The organism is Aidingimonas lacisalsi, from assembly GCF_008079445.1.
In the GTDB taxonomy this organism is placed as follows: Bacteria; Pseudomonadota; Gammaproteobacteria; order Pseudomonadales; family Halomonadaceae; genus Aidingimonas; species Aidingimonas lacisalsi.
Map to the genome: position 1 here is coordinate 275,431 of NZ_VRYH01000003.1, position 20,612 is coordinate 296,042.

General features: G+C 59.7%; 22 protein-coding genes. 13 read left to right on the forward strand and 9 right to left on the reverse strand.

Going from position 1 to position 20,612, the window contains the following annotated elements; genetic code table 11:
• Nucleotides 1–117: 117 nt before the first annotated feature.
• Nucleotides 118–915, forward strand: a complete 798-nt coding sequence (locus FVV99_RS07475; RefSeq protein ID WP_148253425.1) for a DUF899 domain-containing protein — start codon at nucleotides 118–120, stop codon at nucleotides 913–915.
• A gap of 29 nt (nucleotides 916–944) precedes the next feature.
• Here FVV99_RS07475 and FVV99_RS07480 read toward each other — a convergent pair whose 3' ends face one another.
• Nucleotides 945–2,042, reverse strand: coding sequence for a putative sulfate/molybdate transporter (locus FVV99_RS07480; protein WP_148253426.1), 1,098 nt, complete (start codon nucleotides 2,040–2,042; stop codon nucleotides 945–947).
• Between the two features lie 183 nt (nucleotides 2,043–2,225).
• On the opposite strand from FVV99_RS07480, the gene FVV99_RS07485 reads away from it, so the two are divergent.
• From FVV99_RS07485 to FVV99_RS07495, 3 genes are all read left to right on the forward strand, one after another.
• Nucleotides 2,226–2,705, forward strand: coding sequence for a nucleoside deaminase (locus FVV99_RS07485; protein ID WP_148253427.1), 480 nt, complete (start codon nucleotides 2,226–2,228; stop codon nucleotides 2,703–2,705).
• A 118-nt stretch (nucleotides 2,706–2,823) separates the two neighbouring features.
• The gene (gene yghU, locus FVV99_RS07490) at nucleotides 2,824–3,699 is read left to right on the forward strand and encodes a glutathione-dependent disulfide-bond oxidoreductase (RefSeq protein WP_148253428.1); all 876 of its coding nucleotides are present in this window, start codon (nucleotides 2,824–2,826) and stop codon (nucleotides 3,697–3,699) included.
• A gap of 23 nt (nucleotides 3,700–3,722) precedes the next feature.
• The gene (locus tag FVV99_RS07495) at nucleotides 3,723–4,616 is read left to right on the forward strand and encodes an alpha/beta fold hydrolase (RefSeq protein ID WP_148253429.1); all 894 of its coding nucleotides are present in this window, start codon (nucleotides 3,723–3,725) and stop codon (nucleotides 4,614–4,616) included.
• A 153-nt stretch (nucleotides 4,617–4,769) separates the two neighbouring features.
• Here FVV99_RS07495 and FVV99_RS07500 read toward each other — a convergent pair whose 3' ends face one another.
• Nucleotides 4,770–5,600, reverse strand: coding sequence for an arginase family protein (locus FVV99_RS07500; RefSeq protein ID WP_148253430.1), 831 nt, complete (start codon nucleotides 5,598–5,600; stop codon nucleotides 4,770–4,772).
• Between the two features lie 286 nt (nucleotides 5,601–5,886).
• Here FVV99_RS07500 and FVV99_RS07505 point away from each other — a divergent pair, with 286 nt between their 5' ends.
• Genes FVV99_RS07505 through FVV99_RS07515 form a run of 3 tightly spaced genes read left to right on the forward strand, consistent with a single transcriptional unit; the run spans nucleotide 5,887 to nucleotide 8,442 of the window.
• Entirely contained in the window at nucleotides 5,887–6,858 is a 972-nt protein-coding gene (locus tag FVV99_RS07505) for a DUF2157 domain-containing protein (RefSeq protein ID WP_148253431.1), read from the forward strand.
• Nucleotides 6,855–7,928 (forward strand): DUF4401 domain-containing protein, encoded by a 1,074-nt coding sequence (locus FVV99_RS07510; RefSeq protein WP_148253432.1) that lies wholly within the window; start codon nucleotides 6,855–6,857, stop codon nucleotides 7,926–7,928. The genes FVV99_RS07505 and FVV99_RS07510 overlap by 4 nt, the downstream gene beginning before the upstream one ends.
• Nucleotides 7,921–8,442: a GDYXXLXY domain-containing protein gene (locus FVV99_RS07515; RefSeq protein WP_148253433.1), complete on the forward strand. Its 522-nt coding sequence runs from the start codon at nucleotides 7,921–7,923 to the stop codon at nucleotides 8,440–8,442. The genes FVV99_RS07510 and FVV99_RS07515 overlap by 8 nt, the downstream gene beginning before the upstream one ends.
• On the opposite strand, the gene FVV99_RS07520 is transcribed toward FVV99_RS07515, so the two are convergent.
• Nucleotides 8,429–9,193, reverse strand: coding sequence for an HAD-IIA family hydrolase (locus tag FVV99_RS07520; protein ID WP_148253434.1), 765 nt, complete (start codon nucleotides 9,191–9,193; stop codon nucleotides 8,429–8,431). The genes FVV99_RS07515 and FVV99_RS07520 overlap by 14 nt on opposite strands.
• Before the next feature lie 162 nt (nucleotides 9,194–9,355).
• Here FVV99_RS07520 and FVV99_RS07525 point away from each other — a divergent pair, with 162 nt between their 5' ends.
• Nucleotides 9,356–10,597, forward strand: a complete 1,242-nt coding sequence (locus FVV99_RS07525) for a dicarboxylate/amino acid:cation symporter (protein ID WP_201745058.1) — start codon at nucleotides 9,356–9,358, stop codon at nucleotides 10,595–10,597.
• Nucleotides 10,598–10,612: 15 nt separating this feature from the next.
• Nucleotides 10,613–11,161 carry a sugar O-acetyltransferase gene (locus tag FVV99_RS18985; RefSeq protein ID WP_148253436.1) on the forward strand — a complete coding sequence of 183 codons (549 nt, stop codon included), beginning with the start codon at nucleotides 10,613–10,615 and terminating at the stop codon, nucleotides 11,159–11,161.
• Nucleotides 11,162–11,372: 211 nt separating this feature from the next.
• Here FVV99_RS18985 and FVV99_RS07535 read toward each other — a convergent pair whose 3' ends face one another.
• The gene (locus tag FVV99_RS07535) at nucleotides 11,373–12,119 is read right to left on the reverse strand and encodes an SDR family NAD(P)-dependent oxidoreductase (RefSeq protein ID WP_148253437.1); all 747 of its coding nucleotides are present in this window, start codon (nucleotides 12,117–12,119) and stop codon (nucleotides 11,373–11,375) included.
• 105 nt (nucleotides 12,120–12,224) lie between these two features.
• Here FVV99_RS07535 and FVV99_RS07540 point away from each other — a divergent pair, with 105 nt between their 5' ends.
• Nucleotides 12,225–12,617, forward strand: coding sequence for a winged helix-turn-helix transcriptional regulator (locus tag FVV99_RS07540; protein WP_148253438.1), 393 nt, complete (start codon nucleotides 12,225–12,227; stop codon nucleotides 12,615–12,617).
• On the opposite strand, the gene FVV99_RS07545 is transcribed toward FVV99_RS07540, so the two are convergent.
• The 5 genes from FVV99_RS07545 to FVV99_RS07565 all read right to left on the reverse strand — a co-directional run bounded on the left by FVV99_RS07545 (nucleotide 12,589) and on the right by FVV99_RS07565 (nucleotide 18,382).
• Nucleotides 12,589–13,308: a type 1 glutamine amidotransferase gene (locus FVV99_RS07545; RefSeq protein WP_148253439.1), complete on the reverse strand. Its 720-nt coding sequence runs from the start codon at nucleotides 13,306–13,308 to the stop codon at nucleotides 12,589–12,591. The genes FVV99_RS07540 and FVV99_RS07545 overlap by 29 nt on opposite strands.
• A 372-nt stretch (nucleotides 13,309–13,680) precedes the next feature.
• Nucleotides 13,681–14,967, reverse strand: coding sequence for an NAD(P)/FAD-dependent oxidoreductase (locus tag FVV99_RS07550; protein WP_148253440.1), 1,287 nt, complete (start codon nucleotides 14,965–14,967; stop codon nucleotides 13,681–13,683).
• A 16-nt stretch (nucleotides 14,968–14,983) separates the two neighbouring features.
• Nucleotides 14,984–16,192 (reverse strand): cytochrome P450, encoded by a 1,209-nt coding sequence (locus tag FVV99_RS07555; protein ID WP_148253441.1) that lies wholly within the window; start codon nucleotides 16,190–16,192, stop codon nucleotides 14,984–14,986.
• A gap of 33 nt (nucleotides 16,193–16,225) precedes the next feature.
• The gene (locus tag FVV99_RS07560) at nucleotides 16,226–16,918 is read right to left on the reverse strand and encodes a type 1 glutamine amidotransferase (protein WP_148253442.1); all 693 of its coding nucleotides are present in this window, start codon (nucleotides 16,916–16,918) and stop codon (nucleotides 16,226–16,228) included.
• A gap of 12 nt (nucleotides 16,919–16,930) precedes the next feature.
• On the reverse strand, nucleotides 16,931–18,382 hold the full coding sequence (locus FVV99_RS07565; protein WP_148253443.1) for an aldehyde dehydrogenase: 1,452 nt from the start codon (nucleotides 18,380–18,382) through the stop codon (nucleotides 16,931–16,933).
• A gap of 360 nt (nucleotides 18,383–18,742) precedes the next feature.
• Between FVV99_RS07565 and FVV99_RS07570 the strand changes: the two genes are divergently transcribed.
• The 3 genes from FVV99_RS07570 to FVV99_RS07575 all read left to right on the forward strand — a co-directional run bounded on the left by FVV99_RS07570 (nucleotide 18,743) and on the right by FVV99_RS07575 (nucleotide 20,610).
• On the forward strand, nucleotides 18,743–18,934 hold the full coding sequence (locus FVV99_RS07570) for a ferredoxin (RefSeq protein WP_148253444.1): 192 nt from the start codon (nucleotides 18,743–18,745) through the stop codon (nucleotides 18,932–18,934).
• A 56-nt stretch (nucleotides 18,935–18,990) separates the two neighbouring features.
• The gene (locus FVV99_RS18525) at nucleotides 18,991–19,149 is read left to right on the forward strand and encodes a hypothetical protein (protein WP_161598974.1); all 159 of its coding nucleotides are present in this window, start codon (nucleotides 18,991–18,993) and stop codon (nucleotides 19,147–19,149) included.
• 117 nt (nucleotides 19,150–19,266) lie between these two features.
• On the forward strand, nucleotides 19,267–20,610 hold the full coding sequence (locus FVV99_RS07575; RefSeq protein ID WP_175529837.1) for a cytosine permease: 1,344 nt from the start codon (nucleotides 19,267–19,269) through the stop codon (nucleotides 20,608–20,610).
• Nucleotides 20,611–20,612 lie beyond the last annotated feature (2 nt).

Below are 20,612 nucleotides of genomic sequence, written 5' to 3' on the forward strand. Positions count from 1 at the left end.
CAATCCCGCCACACTTGTTACTCCCATCGTTCGGTCACCCGGATTCACTATATCTCATGACCGCGAAGGTTATATCGAGAACGTAACGAGGACATTCGACGAAAGGGGAGTCAAACAATGACGACACATATCACCGGGACGTACGAGGAGTGGCTGGTCGCGCGGCTTGAGCTGCTCAAGGCCGAGAAAGAACTCACGCGAAGAAACGATGAACTGGCTCGCTGGCGGCAGGAATTGCCGTGGGTTCGTATCGACAAGGCGTATCGTTTCGAGACCAATAACGGGAGTGCCTCGTTGGTGGATCTCTTCTGCGGGCGTTCGCAGCTCCTCGTTTACCATTTCATGTTCGGACCCGATTACACGGCGGGTTGCCCGTCCTGCTCGGCGATCGCTGATGGCTTCAACGGTATCGTCGATCACCTGGCCAATCATGACGTCATGCTGTGGGCGGTGTCGCGAGCCCCGTTAGCGAAATTGCAGGCCTACAAGCAACGACTGGGATGGACCTTTCCCTGGGCGTCCTCGCATGGCAGCGACTTCAACTTCGACTTCAATGTCTGGTTCAGCGAAGCGCAACAGCGTGAGGGGAGTATCGAATACAACTATCAGCGCGAGCCGGCGGATCAGTTACGCGACAGCGAGCAGCCTGTCGCCGACATACCCTCGCGATCGACACCCGACGGGGCGACTATCGGTGCTGCCATGAGCGGAACGGATAAGGCCACATACACGCGTGAAAGGCCCGGCATGAGCGCATTCGTGCTCGAGGAGGGGAGCGTCTACCACACCTATTCCACCTATGCACGCGGACTGGACGGTTTGTGGAGCATGTACCAGTGGCTCGATCGCGCACCGAAAGGACGCAACGAGACAGGCATGTGGTGGCGTCGCCACGATGAGTACAATCAGGGCTGAACGGGGGCGACGCATATCCGCAATGGACGTTACTCCCCGGTTGGGGCGCCTCGGCGGCGGATGAGCATCTTGCGCAGTTTCTCGGCGATCAGGCCGGCAATCAACCCCAGCAGTGCACCGCCAAAGAGGGTGACGCCGGCCGTGATGGCGATCACGGGGCGGCAGTCCGGGCGGGCGTCGAATAGGCGCTTGCCAAGCATCAGTTCGACCGCTGCATAGGCGAGCAGGGCACCCACGACCGGCGTGGGAATAGCGGCAAGCCAGGCGATCACCGTGGGACCCTGCAAGGCGGCAAGGGCGCAGACACCGGCCATGACCAGGGGAGCCACCAGGCTGCGGGCGCCGAAACGGTGATGGGCGGCGATGCCGCCGGCACCATGACACATCGGCATGACGCCAAGTGGCGCCAACGCCAGGTTGAGCAGCCCGCTGGAAGCCGCCAATCGGCGTTCGTTCACTCGGTCCGCCCGACCGGGGTAGAGCGAATGGGCCACCGCGGCGGCTACCACCACGGCATTGAGTAATGTCAGCGGCAACTGTGCCATGACGCCGGTGGCGACGGCCCGAGTCGAGAGATCGGTATCGGGTGGTGGCACGGCCGGGTCGAGTGGTTCGGTCGGTGTGCCCAGCAGCAACGCCGAGGCCACGACCAGCAGGGCCCAGGGGCCGCGTGGCCAGACCCAGGATAGTCCCAGTGTCGCCAGCGCCGGCAGAGCGATGAGCCAGCCTTCCGCCATCATCGACAGTGCCATGGCGCCGAGCATCAGGCCGAGGCCGGCCTGCAGACCGGTGACGATGGATTGAGGCAAGGCGCGAGCGACCTGGGTCAGGCGTGGCGTGGCGGCCAGCACCAGAAGGATCAGCCCAATGAGCGCGCCCGCCCAGGCGGTTTCGCTGGCGGAGAGTCCGCCGGTGAGGATGACCGCCCCCAGCGCCTTCATGGGCTGAACGGCGATGGGCAACCGATAGAGCAGGGCGACCAGCAGATAACCTGCGGCGAAGCCCAGGAACACCGGCGTGGGGGCAAGCACCCCCAGGCCCAGGGCGGCAATCACGTAGGGCAACAAGGTGCCGAGGTCGCCGAACGCCCCGGAAACATCGCCGGTCACATCCTTCAGCCGGTGCATGGAAACCGTGCTCCACCGCTTGTCATACCGCTACTCTAGACGCCGAGCCCATGGCTGTCCTTAAGCGGTTCGTCGGCCACCGTATCGCTATGGTGGCGGTGTGCCACCCTTTATGCATCGATCATGCAGGATGAACGATTGACTGCCATAGTGGGAAATAGTCGGGGAAGCGAGGGGCACGCCATGGTCGTAGAGAGCGAGTATCGCTATCTGGAGCGTTGTCTTGAATTGGCGGCCGAGGCCTTGACGGCAGGTGACGAGCCGTTCGGCAGTGTACTGGTCGATGAGACAGGTAACGTTCTTGCCGAGGACCGCAACCGTATCGCCGGGGGCGATTCCACCCAGCATCCGGAGTTTGCGCTGGCTCGCTGGGCGGCCAATCACATGTCGCCCGAGGCCCGTGCCAAGGCCACGGTGTATACCTCCGGCGAGCACTGCCCGATGTGTGCGGCGGCGCATGGCTGGGTAGGATTGGGGCGTATCGTGTATGCCAGCTCGTCGTCTCAGTTGCGGCACTGGCTTGATGCCATGGATGTCGGTCCGCCGCCGGTAGCGACGCTTCCCATTCAGACGATCGTGCCGGGATTACCTGTCGACGGCCCGGTGGAGGGCTTTTATCAGCGTGTGCATGAGTTGCATCGTCAACGACATGGATGGGCGTAGCAGCGAGGGCGAGGTCGGTGGTGGCGATAGCATTCGATGATCGGGTCGATCAGTGGTGGATGGCAAAACGTTAACACGCTATCGTTTGCTAGACTGCACAACCGATCATGGAGTTCTCATGACACAAGAGACCGAGTATACCCCACCACAAGTCTGGACCTGGGAAAACGAGAGTGGCGGCACCTTTGCCAGCATCAACCGGCCCATTGCGGGCCCGACCCATGAGCGAGAGCTACCGGTCGGCGACCATCCGTTCCAACTCTACTCGATGGGCACGCCCAATGGCGTGAAAGTGACGGTGATGTTCGAGGAACTGCTGGCGCTGGGCCATCGCGATGCCGAATACGATGCCTGGCTGATCCGTATCGGTGATGGCGATCAGTTCGGCAGTGGTTTCGTCGAGATCAATCCCAATTCGAAGATTCCGGCGATGGTGGATTACAGCACGCCGGAGCCCACGCGGGTGTTCGAGTCCGGCGCCATCCTGCTCTATCTTGCCGAGACGTTCGGCGCCTTTCTACCCCGCGAGCCTCAGGCTCGCACCGAGACGTTGAACTGGCTGTTCTGGCAGATGGGCAGTGCACCGTTCGTCGGTGGTGGGTTCGGCCACTTTTACTCGTATGCACCGGTCAAGATCGAGTATGCGATCGACCGTTTTACCATGGAAACCAAACGTCAACTGGATGTGCTCGATCGCCGGTTGGCGGAGACCCGTTATCTGGCCGGCGATGATTACACCATTGCCGATATGGCGACCTGGCCCTGGTACGGCCAACTGGTGCTGGGGCGGCTCTACGATGCCGGTGAATTCCTGCAGGTGGACACCTACGAGCATGTGGTGCGCTGGGCCAGGGAGATCGACGACCGCCGGGCCGTTCAGCGTGGGCGCATGGTCAACCGTACCTTCGGCGAGCCGGAAACCCAGCTTCACGAACGCCACGATGCCAGCGACTTCGAGCGAAAAACGCAAGATAAACTGGAATCGGTCGAGTAAACGTCATTCTGAGGAAGAGAGCTATGCCTGCACATGACAAAGTTGAGCTCGGCGGCAAGGTGTTTACTCACTCGATGGTGGAAGCAGAAGGCATCCGCTTTCACACAGTTTCCGGGGGACAAGGTTTTCCGGTTCTACTGATGGCGGGTTTCCCGCAAAGTTGGTATGCATGGCGCCGTGTCATGCCTCTACTTTGCGATCATTTCCATGTGGTTGCGATTGACCTGCCTGGACAGGGGGATTCTGACAAGCCGATAGAGGGTTACGATACACGAACAACGGGAGATCGCGTTCATGCATTAGCGAAAACGCTTGGATTCGAACGCTACCATATCGGCTCGCACGATATCGGCTCGTGGGTGGCTTATCCCTTTGCCGCGCGCTTTGCCGAGGAAGTGGGCCGGCTTGTGATGCTGGATGCCAATATACCCGGCGTAACGCTAAAATCGACCATCGAGGTTGGTCCCCATAACTGGAAAGCTTGGCATTTTTTCTTTCACCAGGTAGCAGACCTGCCTGAGATATTGATTACCGGCCGCGAGCGAAGTTACATAGAGTGGTTCTTCCAGAGTAAAACCTACAATCCTGCCGGCACTTTCTCGCAGGCTGATATCGATGAGTATGAGCGCGTTTACAAACAGCCCGGTAACTTACGAGGTGCGCTGGAATATTATCGAGCAGTATTAGAGGATGTCGAGCAAAACAAGTCTTTAGCGACGACAAAAATAGAAACCCCGATACTCGCGCTGGGGGGAGATGTCGGTATGTCTCCGGACATCTTCGAAGCCATGAAGCCGTTAGCGAGCGATATCGAAGGTGGTGTCGTTCGTCATTGCGGCCATTACATGCCTGAAGAGCAGCCTGAAGAGATCGGGGAAAAAATGATCGATTTCTTTAAGAAGGATGAAAACGGCTAAATGCCTGAGCCGACTATTCTCATAGGGATGACCAATCAAGTCGTGGCCTTAGCCACTTGCATGATGGCGGCCGTACTTAGCTTTCTGGCTACTTACTAGTGACATAGAACTCCGGGCATACAGAGACGCTGTCACCATGCTTGTCGGGCTGCTCTATGACCCGGTCCATCTATGTATGGGACATGCTGCCAAGAGTGTACTGGCCAATGGAGACGGGTCGAACAGTGGTGACGTTTCCTGCCAGCGAGACTCGAATTCGGCGACCTGTATGCCGAGAATTTGTTGGTTGCGGCTAAGGTGTCTAAATAAAGTGGATAAAGTCTCCAGTGTTATGCCTCCTGGACTGGCATACTCAGTTGGAACATGACCAGGTTCCAATACATCGCAATCGAGATGGATATAGCAGGCAACATCCCCCAGCATGGCTAACAGGCGCTCGACGAAATCCGTTCCTGGTGGTACATGCTTTGGTGCGCCGGCATCGATCAATTGTCGTTCGCATGGGTCGAGTGCACGTGCGCCTGCCAAGATGATGCGATCGAGCGACCACCCGGTGCCAAGCCCCGAATCCCACTGTCCAGCTGCAGCGCTGACTACCATGCCGCCAAGGTAGCCTGACTCCGAGTTCCGAGGCGTGTTCAAGTCACCATGGGCATCCAACCACAGTAAAATGGCGTCAGGATGATGACGGGCGATCACTGGTAGAGTTCCCAGGGCCGCGGCACAGCGTGGGAGTACGGTAATAGGAAAGCGATCGTGGTCGAGGGTGTCAGAAAGCGTATTACCCAATTGCCGTAATACCGGCCGTGTGTTCATCAGTTGCCGGTGCCAATCGCCATGGAGCAGGGAGCCTGATTTGCCAATATGGATAGGCGCGACCGAGATGCGATCGGACAGAACTTCTGCTAATCGACTGGCCCCTTCAATGCCCAGTGTGTTGCGGTCGGCCGTGGGAGAGTGGAACAACAACAGGTCCATTGTCATAGTAACACCATTGAACTGGCCCACGATGCGTAGCGCCGTACCTATGGAGACTCGAACATCCTATATTGCCGGCTCGGGATAGTATAGCCACCTCACTCGCTGTCACCGTGAGGATTGGCTGAGATATGACCCGCGATGAGACTGCGTATGGACGGTGATGGTCTGATCATGGGGAAGTGAATTGTGAACGATAATCGTCAAGGAAGAAGAAACTAGAGCGGCAACTGGCTAGTGATGGGACCATGAAGTACGCTTCTCCCTGTCGGAGACAACGCAAGGGAATGACATGGCTTCGATTCGTTGGCAATTGATGGCATTGATCGAACAGGGTGCGATACCGGGCGAGCAGGTGACGCATGCCGTACGCCACGCTGGCCTCTATCCCTCGGGCCGGGGCTGGCTGATCTTTCTGGATCGTCTGCTGCTGTGGCTGGGCTGCCTGGCGCTGGTCTGTTCGGTGCTGTTCTTTATCGCGTATAACTGGGCCGATATGGGGCGCTGGCTTCGTTTCGGGCTGGTGGAAGCCGCATTGGTACTGTCCGTTGCCGTCTACTGGATTGTCGATGGACGCGGCGTGGTGGCGCCGGTGGCGTTGACGTCGGCGACGTTGCTGCTGGGGGTGCTGCTGGCGCTTTTCGGGCAGGTCTACCAGACCGGAGCCGATCCCTGGCAGTTGTTCTTCATCTGGGCGTTGCTGATATTGCCCTGGACGCTGGTAGCTCGTTTCGCCGTGCTCTGGGTACTTTGGTTGGCGCTGCTCAATCTTGCCATCCTGCTCTATTTCCAAGTGTGGGGCAGTCCGTTCGGTATTCTGTTCGTGGGCGATGCATCCGCCCTGTGGGGAGCATTCCTGCTCAACTCGCTGGCGCTGGCTGCCTGGGAGCTAGGTGCCATGCGCTGGCGTTGGCTGGCGACCGGTTGGGCCAGGCGCTTGCTGGCACTGGGTAGCGGGATTCCCCTCACGCTGCTGATCATGTCGATGATCATCACTGAACGTGGCGGCGCGTCACCGGAAGCGATGGTGTATCCACTCTGGCTGGTAGCGCTCTATGCTGTCTACCGTCACTGGAAACCGGAGTTGTTCATGCTGGCAGGAGGCTGCCTGTCGGCGATTGTGGTGATCACTCTCTTTCTCGCCAGACACCTGATCTGGGATGCCGGTGCGGGTAGCTGGCTGTTCATGGCCATGGCGGTATTGGGGTTGGGCGCCGCCGCCGTAAGCTGGCTCAAGCGGTTGCACACGGAGTGGCACTCATGAGTCGCGCCACGCCCTCTCTAAGAGAGACACTGGCGCGCGCCGGCATTGCCGTGGCGGGCAAGGAGCCGCGTCCGTCATTGGAGACTCCCTGGTACGTGCGTGCACTGCAGGCGTTGTCGGGTTGGCTGGCGGCTTTATTCCTGCTGGGGTTCATTGGCCTGGGGGCGATACCGCTGATCGAGAGCAGCCTCGCTTCCATGGTGTTGGGGCTGACGATGCTCGCTACCGCCTATGGACTGTTGAGGAAGACGCCGGGCGATTTCGGTGAACACCTGGCGTTGGCCATCAGTCTGGCAGGACAAGGGCTGGCAGTGTGGGCGGTCGGCACTTTCCTGGGAGGAATGAGCGTCGGCCTATGGTGGGCAGTGCTGGCGCTGCAGGCGGTACTGGCGATGGCGATGCCGAGCTCCACACACCGGATTCTCGCCGCTTTTGCTGCCAGCCTGGCACTTTACATGGTCATGGCACAGAGCGGCATTCCCTATACCGCCAGTGGGCTGATACTGCTGGCCTTGACCTGGCTCTGGCTGAACGAGTTTCGCTGGCCGGCCCGGATGCGGCGCATGCAGTCACTGGGATACGGATTGTTGCTGGGGTTGCTTACCCTGCAACTCGTGGCGTATTTCGGCCAGCCACTGATGGGATGGTGGTATGGTTTCGATACTGCGCTGTTGAGCTGGATGGGGCCTTGGACGGCGGATGTCTTGGCCATGCTGGCGTTACTGCTGTTGCTCCGACACGTGTTTCAACACCAGGAGAGACCCATCGAGCCGGTGATACGCATAGTGGCCTATGGTGCCGTGGTGGTGCTGATGCTGGCTTCGTTCCAGGCTCATGGCGTGATTCAGGGAGGCGTGGTTGTGGTCTTGGGATTCGCTATCGGCAACCGTGTAGTGACGGGGCTTGGAGTGATATTGCTGCTGTTGTCGATAGGGAGTTACTACTACCTGCTCGATGTCACTTTGCTGATCAAGGCCATGACACTGTTCGCCATCGGCGTATTGTTGCTGGCGATGCGCTGGCTGCTGAGGTATCGGTGGCAGACCGCGGAGGGGGATGTCGATGAATAAGATCATCGCAGCCGCGGCCACGTTGGTGATACTGGCGGTGGTCAACTGGGCGATATGGGACAAGGAGCAACAGCTGGCGGAAGGCGAAGTGGTGTACCTGGCATTGGCACCGGTGGATCCCCGTTCATTGATGCAGGGCGACTACATGGCTCTGAACTTCGAGATCGGCAATCGGATCCGCGAGGCGTTGCATGAGCGGGAATCCGGCGAGGGTGTGCCGCGTGCGGCGAACGGTCATGTCATCGTGACTCTGGATGAGCAACGCGTTGCTCACTTTCAGCGGCTGGGTTCCGACCAGCAAACGCTGGCGGACGATGAAATGCGGCTTCGCTATCGAGTGCGCGACGGGCGAGTCGAGTTTGCCACCGACGCCTTCTTCTTCCAGGAAGGGCAAGCCGAGCGCTATGAGCCGGCGCGCTACGGTCGATTCCGCGTCAACGAGCAAGGCGATCCCTTGCTGGTCGCTCTGTACGACGATGACCTCGAGCGTCTGACTACTCCTATAACTCGCTGATGGAATCGAGGATCTCGCGGGGGCGGTAGGGGTAGCGTTCGACATCTGCGCGGGTCGCGATGCCGGTCAGTACGAGGACCGTGTGCAGGCCCGCTTCGATGCCGGCGATGACATCGGTATCCATGCGATCACCGATCATCCCGGTACGTTCCGAATGTGTGCCGAGCTTGTTCATTGCCGAGCGGAACATCATCGGGTTGGGTTTGCCGACATAGTAGGGATCGCGTCGAGTCGCGGCGGTGATCAGGGCGGCGACCGAGCCGGTGGCGGGAAGTGGGCCCTCCGGGCTGGGGCCGGTCACATCGGGGTTGGTGGCGATGAAGCGTGCGCCATCGTTGATCAGTCGAATCGCCTTGGTGATCGCTTCGAAGGAGTAGGTGCGTGTCTCGCCGAGAACGACGAAGTCGGGCGCGACATCGGTCATGACGAAGCCGGCTTCATGGAGGGCGGTGGTCAGCCCTGCTTCGCCGATCACGAATGCCGAGCCGCCGGGTGCCTGATCGCGCAGGAATGCCGCCGTCGCCAGGGCGGATGTCCATAGCTGCGCTTCGGGTACCTCGATGCCGATGCGCGTCAGGCGGGCGCTGAGATCGCGGGGCGTGTAGATGGAGTTATTGGTGAGTACGAGGAAAGGAGTGCCTTGCGTGCGCCATCGGTCTATCAACTCGGCTGCACCGGGCAATGCCCGGTCTTCACGAATCAATACGCCATCCATGTCGGTCAACCAGCAGTCGATTGCACGTTCGGTCATCGTCGTGTCCTGTTCACCCGGTGAATGGAACCAGCATAATGGTAATCTGCTAGCTCCGCAGCCTTCATGTCAGACAGGATTCGGCGTTAGCAAGGCGGGCAGGAAGACAGTCACTGCGATACAGAGGGAGGCGGCTCGGTGAAATCACTGCTACAGGCATACATGAATGTCTCGTTGATACTGCGAGTCACGATCGCGTTGGTACTTGGGGTAATCGTGGGGCTGGTCGGCGGACAGACCGTAGCCAACTGGTTGGCACCGTTTGGCGATCTGCTGTTGCGGCTGTTGCAGTTCCTGATCGTGCCTATCGTGTTGTTCACCCTCATGGTCGGCATCAATCAGGCTAGTCAGGGCAGTATGGGGCGTATCGGCCGGAAAGTGTTTCTCTATTACGTCGGTACGTCCGCGCTGGCGATTACCGTTGGCTTGAGCGTTGCCACATTGTTCAGTCCCGGTAGTGGCATGACGCTGGATGAGAGTGCCGAGGTATCGGTACCCGACAATCCCGGGTTCGTGCAGGCGCTACTCAATGTCGTACCGGACAATATCGTGTCTGCCTTCGCTGAGCTGAATCTGCTGGGCATCATCTTCACGGCGATCGTGTTCGGGGTTGCACTCCTGAAACTGCGCAACTCGGAATCGCAGGCGGCGCTCGGCGAGCATCTCTATCGAATGGTCGAGGGACTCAAGGAAGTGACGCTCAAAGTGATGTCTGGCGTGCTTCAATACGTGCCGATCGGTGTCTTTGCCATCGTTGCCGAGACGGTGGGCGAGCAGGGGGTGGCGACGCTACTGTCACTAGGCGATATGGTCATGGTGCTCTATATCGCGCTCGGCGTTCAGTTACTCATTTACTGCGGTCTCATGGGGCTGTTCGGCGTGAAGTTAGGGGCTTTCTTCCGTGAGGCGCGTACCCCCATGGCCACTGCCTTCGCCACCCAAAGCAGCTCCGGGACGCTGCCACTGACGCTTGAGGCCGCACGTCGCCTGGGGCTGTCGCAAGGAGTTTACGGGTTCAGTCTGCCACTGGGGGCGACCATGAACATGGATGGCGCAGCGATCCGCATTGCCATCTCCGCCGTCTTTGCCGCCAATGTGGTCGGGGCGCCCCTGGATTTGATGAGCATGTTACAGATCGTTCTGATCGGTACGCTCGTTTCGATCGGAACGGCCGGCGTTCCCGGTGCGGGCATCATCATGATTGCCACCGTGTTTTCCCAGGTAGGGCTACCGATCGAGACGGTAGCCTTGCTGACCGCCATCGATGCCTTGGTGGGTATGGGCTGCACGGCACTCAATGTGACCGGCGATCTGGTGGGGACCTCGATCATTGCTCGCAGCGAGGGGGAACATCCGACGGATTCCACGGAAACTCCTGCAGCCGATAGCGGCCCGGCCGGTTAAGGAAAAGTAACGTCGATGACCGAAAAAGAGAAGATGCTTGCCGGCCTGCCTTATCTTTCCACGGACCCGGCGCTGATGGCGGAGAGTCGCCACGCCAAGTCGCTCTGCCACCGTTTCAACATGATGGACCCGCTGGAACCGGAGGCCAGAATGGCAGTGCTGGCGTCGTTGTTGACGATAGAGGGGCAGGCGTATATCGAGCCGAGTTTCTATTGCGATTACGGCTACAATATCCGCCTGGGGAACGGGTTCTTTGCCAATCACCATCTGACCATTCTGGATGCCTGCCCGGTAACGATCGGTCGGCATGTCATGTTCGGCCCGCATGTGCTGCTGTCCACGGCAACGCATCCGCTGGAAGCCGGGGCGCGTCGCGACACCGAGCATGCGGTGCCCATCTCCATTGGTGATGATGTCTGGTTGGGGGGCAATGTCTCGGTCATGCCGGGCGTGACGATCGGCGACCGGGCCGTGATCGGCGCCGGTAGTGTCGTCACTCGCGATATATCCGCCGACTGCGTGGCCGTGGGTAACCCCTGCCGTGTGTTGCGTCGCTTGGCATAGCCGGGGATACGGACACTCACCCTATGGGATTGCTTACTCCATTGCTATCGACAAACGCACCATGTGGTAACTCAGCGGCGCGACTCTGCTCCCTGAGCGCCGTGCCGTCGACGGTGAGCCAAAATTATCGGGCGCAGAAGCGGCGTTTCCCGTGCCGCTTGGAGAAAAGGCCCCAAGCAAAGAAAGCTCGGGGTCTGGATTTGAGCGGCCATCAGACTTGTGCGGCCCCGCCGTCAGCGAAGACCTCGCTCCCGGTCATGAAGCTGCTGTCGTCCGAGGCAAGAAAGAGCGCCAACGCCGCCGTCTCCTCGGGGTGCCCGATACGACCGAGAGGTATCTGCGAGGCAAAGCGTTCCAGCAACGCATCTTCCTCGCCGGCGTTTGCCAAGCCCTTGAGGCCGGGTGTCTCGGTGGCGCCGGGAGAGAGCACGTTTACGCGGATTCCTGTTCCTCTCAGGTCCAGCGCCCAGCTTCGGGCAAAATTGCGGATGGCAGCCTTGGTCGCGCTGTAGATGCTAAACGCAGGTGTTCCCGTCGAACCGGTGGTCGAACCGGTGAGAATGATGGATCCACCGGCCTGCATAAGCGGCAGAGCCTTTTGCACCGTGAACAGCGTTCCCTTGACATTGACGTCGAAGGTCAAATCAAACAACGCCTCGTCGATGGTGCCAAGCGGAGCTAGCTTTCCAAGCCCGGCATTGGCGAAGAGAATGTCTATTCGTCCGCTCTTCGCACGCACCGTCGCGAACAGCCGATCAAGATCGTCCAGACTCGAAACGTCGCCCTGCACCGCGGTCACTCCGGAGCCGATCGTCTCCACCGCCCTGTCCAGCTCCTCCTGACGACGGCCGGTAATGAAAATCTCGGCACCTTCCGCCACAAACCGTTTGGCCGTTGCCAGACCGATGCCGCTGTTGCCGCCGGTTATGACGGCGATTTTACCTTCAAGTCTGCCCATCTCGATCTCCTGGAAAATGATAACTGCTTCGAAATAGAGAATAGAGGCTTGCTTTTCTTTATTAAAGTATGCACCTTTTAGTAAGTACTGACTGGAGCATGCGAAATGACAACATCTGGCTTTATCTGTGGGCTGGACGCTGCGTTGGCTGTTATCGGTGGCAAGTGGAAACCTTTGATCCTGTTCCACCTTGCCCACCAAGCGCGACGTTATGGCGACCTGAGGCGAGCCATCGGCAATGTCAGTGACAAGATGCTCATTCAGCAACTCAAGGAATTGGAGGCTGATGGGATCGTCGACCGGCTCGACTTCAAGGAAATTCCGCCGAAAGTCGAGTATTCCCTCACTGCGTTCGGCCAGACTCTCGCCGAAGCCTTGAAGCCGCTCTGCGCCTGGGGAACGGAACATATGACCGAGGTTGAGAAACTTATGTCACGGCGCTCGGTACCGGCAACGAGTGGGTCATCAGTCAGGTCGAAGGCCGGGCATACTGCCTGAAGAAATCGGCGACATGCTGCGCCAGAGGCGTATTGTCCACCGGAATATCCTGCAGGCTGGCGATGGCGTTTTCGCTGGTGTTTTCGGTCAAGACAGAGCCTGAGTACTTATGGGCGAGTGCCGTTACGTAATCGGCACTGAATTCCGGGTGAAACTGGACGGACAGGGCTGGAAAGCTGTATTCCAGAATCCCGTTGGGGCAATGGTTTGATCCGCCGATGACTCTGGCTTCCGGGGGCACGGAGGTTACCTGATCCTGGTGGAAGACATAGCAGCCTGCCTTGTCGTCGGTCTCCCCAAAGGGCGAGGTATATTGCTGGGCACCGATACCCCAGCCGTTGGTCGCCTTGCTGGTTTGCCCGCCAAAGGCATCCGCCATGACCTGGTGGCCGAAGCAGATGCCGAAGACCGGACGCTTGAGATCGATGGCCTGGCGCAGGAACTGCCGGATATCACGAATCCAGTCGCCATCCTCATAACTGCTGTGGCGGGAGCCCGTCAGGAGATAGCCGTCGTAAGCGTCCGCAGCGGGCATCGCTTCTCCGGATACGGGAGAGCACTCCGCGAAACTGGCTTCAGGCAGGCTCGGTGCCAGCCACTGCCGGATCATGTCCGGATAGGAGCCGAATTGCGGTTTCAGATCGTCGGGCACCAGGCCATTTTCGATGATGCAAAGAGAAAGTGCTGTCATTCAGGGTCTTTCCGAAGTATGTCTCTCAATTGAGCGATAGGGTAACACGGGTTGATGCAGTCGCGATGGCGGTGCCACCAAGGCAGGGCTCATCGCCCTGCATCGCGGTTGAAACCGCTCCTACGAACCCATGCAACCACAACATTCTGTGGCACTGGTTTTCGTGGGAGCGACTTCAGTCGCGATGGCGGTGTCGCCCAGGCAGGGCTTCCGCCCTGCATCGCGGTTGAAACCGCTCCTACGAACCCATGCAACCACAACATTCTGTGGCACTGGTTTTCGTGGGAGCGACTTCAGTCGCGATGGCGGTGTCATCCAGGCAGGGCTTGCCGTCCTGCATCGTGGTTGAAACCGCCCCTGCGAACCTCGCCACTACGCCATCCCGGTGGTATTGGTCGGTGCAGTCGCGACATCGATGGCGGTGTCCGCCGTCTGCAGGGCATCCAGTAACCTGTTGCGATAATCGGGCTGCTTCTTTTCCCCGTGGATGGAGATGATCCCCGTCAGTTGGCCGGCCCGGTAGTATCCCATGGCAAACGGGCTGCCATCGCCAAAGCCTTGATGAAGGTCGCCATCCAAGGGCGCAGCGCTATCGGCGATCGACGGGAGCCCGATACCCTGAATCTTGATATCGAATTGATCACTCCAGAATGAGGGCACGATCGGTTTGGTGTCCTCCGGTCGTGTCCGGGGTGTCTCACCCAGATGCGCCAATAGGGTGACAGCGCCTTTCTTTGCCGTCTCGACGGCGATGTTCCAGTGCTCGATGCGTCGGTGGACCCCATCGAAGAGCGGGTTGCTGAAGCGGGCGATATCGCCGACGGCGATCACGTTGCCGTGTGCCGGCAGCGACATGTCGCTCTGGCATTGTACCCCGTCGGTGATATCGATGCCGTTACCGTCCAGCCACTCCGTGTTCGGTTGGCTGCCTATCGACTCGACCAGAATGTCGGTATCGATCGAGACGCCGTTGCTGAGCGAAACGCGTTGAAGCGTGCCCTGGTCGTCTTCCCCGATCTCGGCAATCCGGGTGTCGAGGTGGAAGGAGACGCCATGCCTCTGATGGTATTGCAACAGGCTGTCGGCGAACGTCGACCCCATGACATTGACGAGCGGTGCCGGTGCGGCATCGATGACGTTCACCTTGCATCCCAGCCGCGTGGCCGTCGCTGCCAGTTCGCAGCCGATGAAGCCGGCGCCGGCAATGGTGACACGACATCCCGGCGTCAGGACCTGCGCGAGTCGCCATGTGTCATCCAGGTGGCGGATGCGGTAGCGTTGCGATTCGCCGCCACTGACAGGGAGTGATCTGGAGCGTAGCCCGGTCGCGATGACCAGTCCGTCGTAGTCCAATGCCTGACCGTCATCCAGGGTGATGCGCCGGTTTGCCATATCCGACGAAACGGCACGTCGCCCGAGCCGCCAGTCGATCTCGCCCAGACGCGGTTTCAGCCCGAGCGCGACCGTTTCATGCAGGGCGTCCACGGACAGCGTCCGAGCATCGACCATGGCCTGCTTGGAGAGCGGCGGACGGTTGTAGGGCAAGTAGGGTTCTTCACCGACCAGCGTGATGGCCCCCTCCCAGCCCTGGCTGCGCAATTGTTCGGCGCTGCGGAGTCCCGCCAGGGAACTGCCGACGATAACGATACCCTCAGTCATGAGCGTCTCTCCCCGGTTACCGACGGACCTTGAAGGTCAAGGGAAGCGATACCGGGCCGGTATTGCCGCTGCGGGGCAGCCATTGGGGCTCGCCGTTCAGACGAATCTGCGTCATGTGTTGGGCCAGCAGCGGCATGGCAATGCTCATGTCGCTCTTGGCGATGAAGTGGCCCAGACAGTGATGGGTACCGCCGCCAAAGCCGAAGTGGGGCGGGCGTTCGGCCTCGATATTGAAGCTGGGGTCGGGCATCGCCCGTGGGTCCGTCCCGGCGGCCTGGGAAAACAGGTGAACGGTCGTGCCGGCGTCGATCTGCAGCCCTTGATACTCGAACGTCTTGATGGCTTCCCGGGTCACCCAGGTCACGGTAGGGTTGGTACGCATGACCTCGGCCACGGCATTGCCGGCCAGTTCCGGTCGCTCGGCGAGCCGCTCCCACTGGTCGGGATGCTGCATGAACGACTCCATGCCCAGGCCGAGCTGGTTGCGTGTCGTGTCCATGCCGCCGAAGATCAACAGCACGAGCATGATCCGCAGCTCGTCATGGCTCAAGGCATCGTCATCCCGCTGTGCCAGAACCAGCTTGGACACGAAATCGTCGCCAGGATTGGCCAGGCGATCGTCGATCAACTGATCCGCATAGTGATACAGGCCTTCCAGCGCCTCCTCGATGCGGGGCAGATCCTGTTTCAGCGTAATGCCCAGTGCCAGCCCGAGCGTGGCCGACCACTTGGCGATCGTGTGCCACTCGCTCTCGGGCAGCCCCAGCATGATGCAGATGACCCGCGCCGCATACGGCTCGGCGAATTCGCTCATGAATTCGCACTCGCCCTTCGCCACCATGGCATCGATCAGTTCCTGCGCCAGGGCCTGGAAACGCGGATTCATCTGCTCCAGCACCTTGGGCGAGAACGCCGGATTCACCAAGCGGCGCAGCCTGGCATGATCCGGGCCCTCCTTGTTGAGCAGCACCTCATTCCACCAGTCGGCGAACTTGCCTTCCGTCACGCCATTGTGGCGGGGCCAGGCGGCACTGCCTTGCCGCAGCTTGGGGTGACGCAACAGCGTCTTCATCTCTTCATAGCGAAGTACCGCCAGGCCGTAATTCGTTCTGGCGAACCAGTTGCGTTCACGGGCGTCATGCACCGCCTGGGAGTGAATGACGAAATCCGGATCGGAGACATTGAAGTATGCACTGTCGAGGGTGTCTTGCGTTGCCGTGTTCATGTCGGTCACCTGATGGTTGTTATTGACATTCGTCTAGGAGGCGCGGTTTACCCGGTTCAGGTAAGCGCTGAATACCTGCTTGAAGCGGTGCCGGTTGTCCGCTTCGTTGTCAGCGATTTCCTGTTTGAGTCGTCCGGGGATATCCGGGTGGTCGGCCAGGAACTGCCGGCCGGATGCCATCTGCTCCCAGGCCGCCAGCCAGGAATCGAACATGACTGGTGTGATCTCCGGATGAAACTGCACCCCCATCTGCCGCCGGTGGATATACGCTTGATGCGCCATGGGCGTGCTGGCGAGAAGATGGGCGGCGGGCGGTGCGGTAAACGCATCGAAATGGAAATTCAGCCACGGGCCGCTCGGAAGCAGTGCCGGATCGGTGGTCTCGACCGGGGTCCAGCCGATTTCCGGCGCGTGATTGCGATAGGTTTCCCCACCGAGCGCGCGAGCCAGCACCTGGCTGCCGAAGCAGATCCCCAATACCGGGTGATTCCGTGCGACCAGGGACGTCAACCAGGCCAGCTCGCCGGACAACCAGGGCAGCGTATGGTCGTAGGGCGATTCAATCGAGCCCATGGCGATGACCAGTTGCTCGTCACCCGGGTCGGGCAAGGTGTCATCGACATAGCGAATGTCGATGTCGAGGGCGTGCTCGTCGAGAATCGCCGGCAGGCTGCCGGTCGTATCCTCTTTGCTGTGTAACAGGACTATCGCAGATGAAATGGTCATCAGGACCTCGGCTCAGAATTGAATCCACGTGGTCTTGAGTTGCGACATCTTGTCGAGGGCGTGCAGAGACTTGTCGCGGCCATTGCCGGATTCGCCGAAGCCGCCGAACGGCACCGTGATGTCGCTACCGTCATAGTTGTTGACCCAGACGGTGCCGGCTTTCAGGTCCCGACTAAGGCGATGCGCCCGTGACAATGACGATGTCCAGACAGCCGCTGCCAGGCCGTAGCGGGTGCCGTTGGCTTCGGCGAGCGCCTCTTCGTCGCTGTCGAAGCGGGTCACCGCCAGTACCGGACCGAAGATCTCTTCCTGGGCGATCGTCATCCCGCGGCTGACATGGTCGAAGACCGTGGCCGGCATATAGAAACCCTCCAGCGAATCGAACGACTGCCCCCGGTAGACCAACTCAGCGCCCTGTTCATAGCCGGTATCGATCAGATTCTGGACGCGCGCGAGATGCTGCCGCTCGATCATGGCGCCCATCGTCGTCGCATCCTCCATCGGGTCGCCGAGCTGCCAACGGTCGACATGGGCCAGGACCCGCTGCATGAACTCGTCCGCTATCGAGCGCTGTACCAGCAGGCGAGAGCCGGCACTGCAAACCTGCCCCTGGTTGTAACAGATCCCTTGAGCAACGGCCGCCGCCACCTCATCGAGATTCTCGGCATCGTCGAACACGATCTGGGGACTCTTGCCACCACACTCCAGAAAGACGGCTTTCATGTTGGAGTCGGAGGCATAGCGCTGAAACAGGCGACCGACGGCCCCCGAGCCCGTGAAACTGATGGCATCGACATCAGGATGAAGGCCCAGCGATGCACCGGCGGTTTCGCCGTAACCGGGTACCACATTCAAGACCCCATCCGGCAGGCCGGCCTCGGTTGCCAGCTCCGCCAGCCGAATGGCCGTCAATGGCGATTGTTCCGCCGGTTTGAGAACGACCGTATTGCCCACCGCCAGGGCCGGGGCCAGTTTCCAGCAGGCGATCATCAACGGGAAATTCCACGGTACGACCGCACCGATCACGCCCAGCGGTTCACGACGAATCGTGGCCAGCACATCCGACGCGGTGGGCGCGATCTGGTCATAACACTTGTCGATGGCCTCGGCGTAAAACCGCACGCACCGGATCGCCAACGGAATGTCGTCCCGTCGCGCATGAGTGATCGGTTTGCCGGTGTCGCGACTCTCCAGCTGGGCGAGTTCCTCGCGATGGGACTCCATGAGGTCGACCAGGTGTAGCAAGTGCTGTCGGCGTTCCTGCGGGCTGAGACGCGACCAATCGTGCGCTGCGGCACGTGCGGCACTGACGGCGAGGTCGATGTCGGCCTTGTCACCCGCGGCCACCGTGGTGAGGAGGGTACCGTCACGTGGCGAGAGGCATTCGAACTGCTCACCCGAGCGCGCTTGGCAAGCGCGACCGTTGATCCATAGATGATTACTTAATGCATTGTTATTCAACATTTTTTCATTCCTGGCGGTGATTGTCCTTGTGATTCAGGAAAGATCGATCCGGGGCTGGTGGATCTGTCAATGAACCATATGAGGTAAAACATTCTATGTCAAATGTATAAATTTGTTGTTCAAATATAGAAATAAAATGCTGATTTTTAATGATTATATTGATTTCATTTCGGACAGGGTGAAATTTAGTCCGTCATTTTTATCGCGGTCGGCGGGGTATTCTGGCGGCTTCAAGGATATTTTTTGGCCAATGTTTGACAGTAAAAATATGGTGGCATATGTTTCATTCGACGCCGGGCCCTAAGGTGCCCTGACACACGCCAGGCCCGGCCCATGACCCAAGCCTTGAGGAGAATGGCTATGAAAGTCTGTGTGGACAGAGGCAAGTGCCAGGATCACGGGCAGTGCGTCATTGCGGCGCCCGAGATCTTTCGCTTCGACGAAAACGGCTCTCTTCAGTACGAAGCCTATCCCGACGACAGCTTGCGGGATATCGCGGAAGAAGCGGCGGATGTGTGTCCCGAGCAGGCGATCACGATCGTCGAGTCATGACGTGACATCCCCATACTGCCGGCACAACAACGATCAACAACAACCGCAGGTGTGACATGAATACCAACCTAGATGACAAGACCCAACAAGACCTGATGAACCGCATTTCCCGCATCGAAGGCGGGGAGCGACCTGAAGAAATGGAAACGGGCGACTGGCTCATGCCGATCGGCGCCTGCGTGCTGATCACGGTCCTGTTGCTGCTGAGTCTGTAACCCCCACTCCGGACCTTTTCCACAACAACAAACGTTTAGAGGTCAACAATGAATACCAGTACCAAGTCCCAACCCTCCCAGGACGAGGCGGCGTCCCACTTCGGAATATTGCCGGCCATGTCTAATGAACGCCCCTTTGGATTGACGGACTACGTCATGATGATGGTGGGGTTCGGTATTGCTGCCTGGAGCTTCCTGATCGGCGGCTATACCGGCAGTGTCCTGCCGGCCAGCCAGGCGATTCCCGTCATTCTCTTCGGTAACGCGATGCCGGTACTGCTGCTGCTCGGGCTGGCGAAGTTCTTCTGCCGCTATGGCGTGGATACCTTCATCGGTGCGCGTGCCGTTCTCGGCTGGTTCGGCAGTAAAGTGTTCCTGGTGGTCTTTGCGATCATCAATCTCGGCTGGATGACGATGGCGTCGTTCATGCTCGGCGAATCCTTCACGACCCTGTTTGCCGAGTTCAACATGCCGGGCTGGATGACCGACCGTTCGATCGGCGCGCCCGTGTTCGCGATCGGCGCCTTCCTGGTCGCCTGGTTGATCGCCTACAAGGGCCCCATCGCCATCAAGCTGTTCAATCGCGTCGGTGTACCGACCATCTTTGCGATCATCGCCGGACTGATCTTCTACATCCTGTGGGTCGAAGGGCTGGACAAGGCCTTCAGCGCCGCGCCGGCCGCGCCCTATGATGACCCTCGCCGCGGTTTGATGTCGGCCATCGAGTGGAACGTCGGCCTGGGCTTCTCCTGGGCAGCCTATTTCGGCCAATGGTGCCGGCTCGCCAAGACCGAGAAGACCGCCGTCTGGGGCAGTTTCATCGGCTGGGGCGTCCTGCTCAACATCGCGGCCATCCTGGGGGCGCTCACCGCGCTGCTGGTCGGCGTATATGACCCGGCGAAGTGGATGATCTCGGCCGGCGGTCCCGTCTTCGGTGTACTGGGGCTGATCCTGCTCATCCTGGCCAACCTGACGTCAGCCACGATCCTGGTCTACTCGCAGGGCATCAGCATGAAAACGATGTTCCCGCAGTGGCCATGGGCGAGGTCAATCGCCACGACACTGCCCGCCATGCTGCTGATGCTCACGCCGGCCTTCTACGACGGCTACACCACCTTCCTCTCGTACATCTCGTTCATCATGGCCGCGATTGGTGCCGTGATGGTGGTCGAACTCGTCATCATTCGGCGCTACAAGGTCGACATGATCGGCATGTACGACCGCTCATCCTCCGTCTACGGCTATCAGAACGGCATCAATTACGCAGCGTACGCGGCGATCATCCTCGGCGGTCTCTTCTACTTCTGGACCTACGACCCCGTCGCCGACGCCCCGGGCCCGCTGTTCCTCTATGTCAGTGCCGGGCTGCCCACCTTCTTCATGACCGCTCTGTTCTACTGGGCCGTACGGCTCTGGCAGATCGGCAGCAAGAAGCAGCTTGGCGCATCCGAAGCGTCATAACA

Excerpts from the sequence above, each read along its gene's own strand:
- FVV99_RS07555 (WP_148253441.1), bottom strand. The coding sequence starts at position 16,192 with ATGAACACGGCAACGCAAGACACCCTCGACAGTGCATACTTCAATGTC.
- FVV99_RS18985 (WP_148253436.1), top strand. The coding sequence starts at position 10,613 with ATGACCGAAAAAGAGAAGATGCTTGCCGGCCTGCCTTATCTTTCCACG.
- FVV99_RS07485 (WP_148253427.1), top strand. The coding sequence starts at position 2,226 with ATGGTCGTAGAGAGCGAGTATCGCTATCTGGAGCGTTGTCTTGAATTG.
- FVV99_RS07545 (WP_148253439.1), bottom strand. The coding sequence starts at position 13,308 with ATGACAGCACTTTCTCTTTGCATCATCGAAAATGGCCTGGTGCCCGAC.
- FVV99_RS07505 (WP_148253431.1), top strand. The coding sequence starts at position 5,887 with ATGGCTTCGATTCGTTGGCAATTGATGGCATTGATCGAACAGGGTGCG.
- FVV99_RS07565 (WP_148253443.1), bottom strand. The coding sequence starts at position 18,382 with ATGTTGAATAACAATGCATTAAGTAATCATCTATGGATCAACGGTCGC.
- FVV99_RS07550 (WP_148253440.1), bottom strand. The coding sequence starts at position 14,967 with ATGACTGAGGGTATCGTTATCGTCGGCAGTTCCCTGGCGGGACTCCGC.
- FVV99_RS18525 (WP_161598974.1), top strand. The coding sequence starts at position 18,991 with ATGAATACCAACCTAGATGACAAGACCCAACAAGACCTGATGAACCGC.
- FVV99_RS07500 (WP_148253430.1), bottom strand. The coding sequence starts at position 5,600 with ATGACAATGGACCTGTTGTTGTTCCACTCTCCCACGGCCGACCGCAAC.
- FVV99_RS07480 (WP_148253426.1), bottom strand. The coding sequence starts at position 2,042 with ATGCACCGGCTGAAGGATGTGACCGGCGATGTTTCCGGGGCGTTCGGC.
- FVV99_RS07540 (WP_148253438.1), top strand. The coding sequence starts at position 12,225 with ATGACAACATCTGGCTTTATCTGTGGGCTGGACGCTGCGTTGGCTGTT.
- FVV99_RS07535 (WP_148253437.1), bottom strand. The coding sequence starts at position 12,119 with ATGGGCAGACTTGAAGGTAAAATCGCCGTCATAACCGGCGGCAACAGC.
- FVV99_RS07520 (WP_148253434.1), bottom strand. The coding sequence starts at position 9,193 with ATGACCGAACGTGCAATCGACTGCTGGTTGACCGACATGGATGGCGTA.
- FVV99_RS07510 (WP_148253432.1), top strand. The coding sequence starts at position 6,855 with ATGAGTCGCGCCACGCCCTCTCTAAGAGAGACACTGGCGCGCGCCGGC.
- FVV99_RS07560 (WP_148253442.1), bottom strand. The coding sequence starts at position 16,918 with ATGACCATTTCATCTGCGATAGTCCTGTTACACAGCAAAGAGGATACG.
- FVV99_RS07575 (WP_175529837.1), top strand. The coding sequence starts at position 19,267 with ATGTCTAATGAACGCCCCTTTGGATTGACGGACTACGTCATGATGATG.
- FVV99_RS07525 (WP_201745058.1), top strand. The coding sequence starts at position 9,356 with ATGAATGTCTCGTTGATACTGCGAGTCACGATCGCGTTGGTACTTGGG.
- FVV99_RS07475 (WP_148253425.1), top strand. The coding sequence starts at position 118 with ATGACGACACATATCACCGGGACGTACGAGGAGTGGCTGGTCGCGCGG.
- FVV99_RS07515 (WP_148253433.1), top strand. The coding sequence starts at position 7,921 with ATGAATAAGATCATCGCAGCCGCGGCCACGTTGGTGATACTGGCGGTG.
- FVV99_RS07495 (WP_148253429.1), top strand. The coding sequence starts at position 3,723 with ATGCCTGCACATGACAAAGTTGAGCTCGGCGGCAAGGTGTTTACTCAC.
- FVV99_RS07570 (WP_148253444.1), top strand. The coding sequence starts at position 18,743 with ATGAAAGTCTGTGTGGACAGAGGCAAGTGCCAGGATCACGGGCAGTGC.
- yghU (WP_148253428.1), top strand. The coding sequence starts at position 2,824 with ATGACACAAGAGACCGAGTATACCCCACCACAAGTCTGGACCTGGGAA.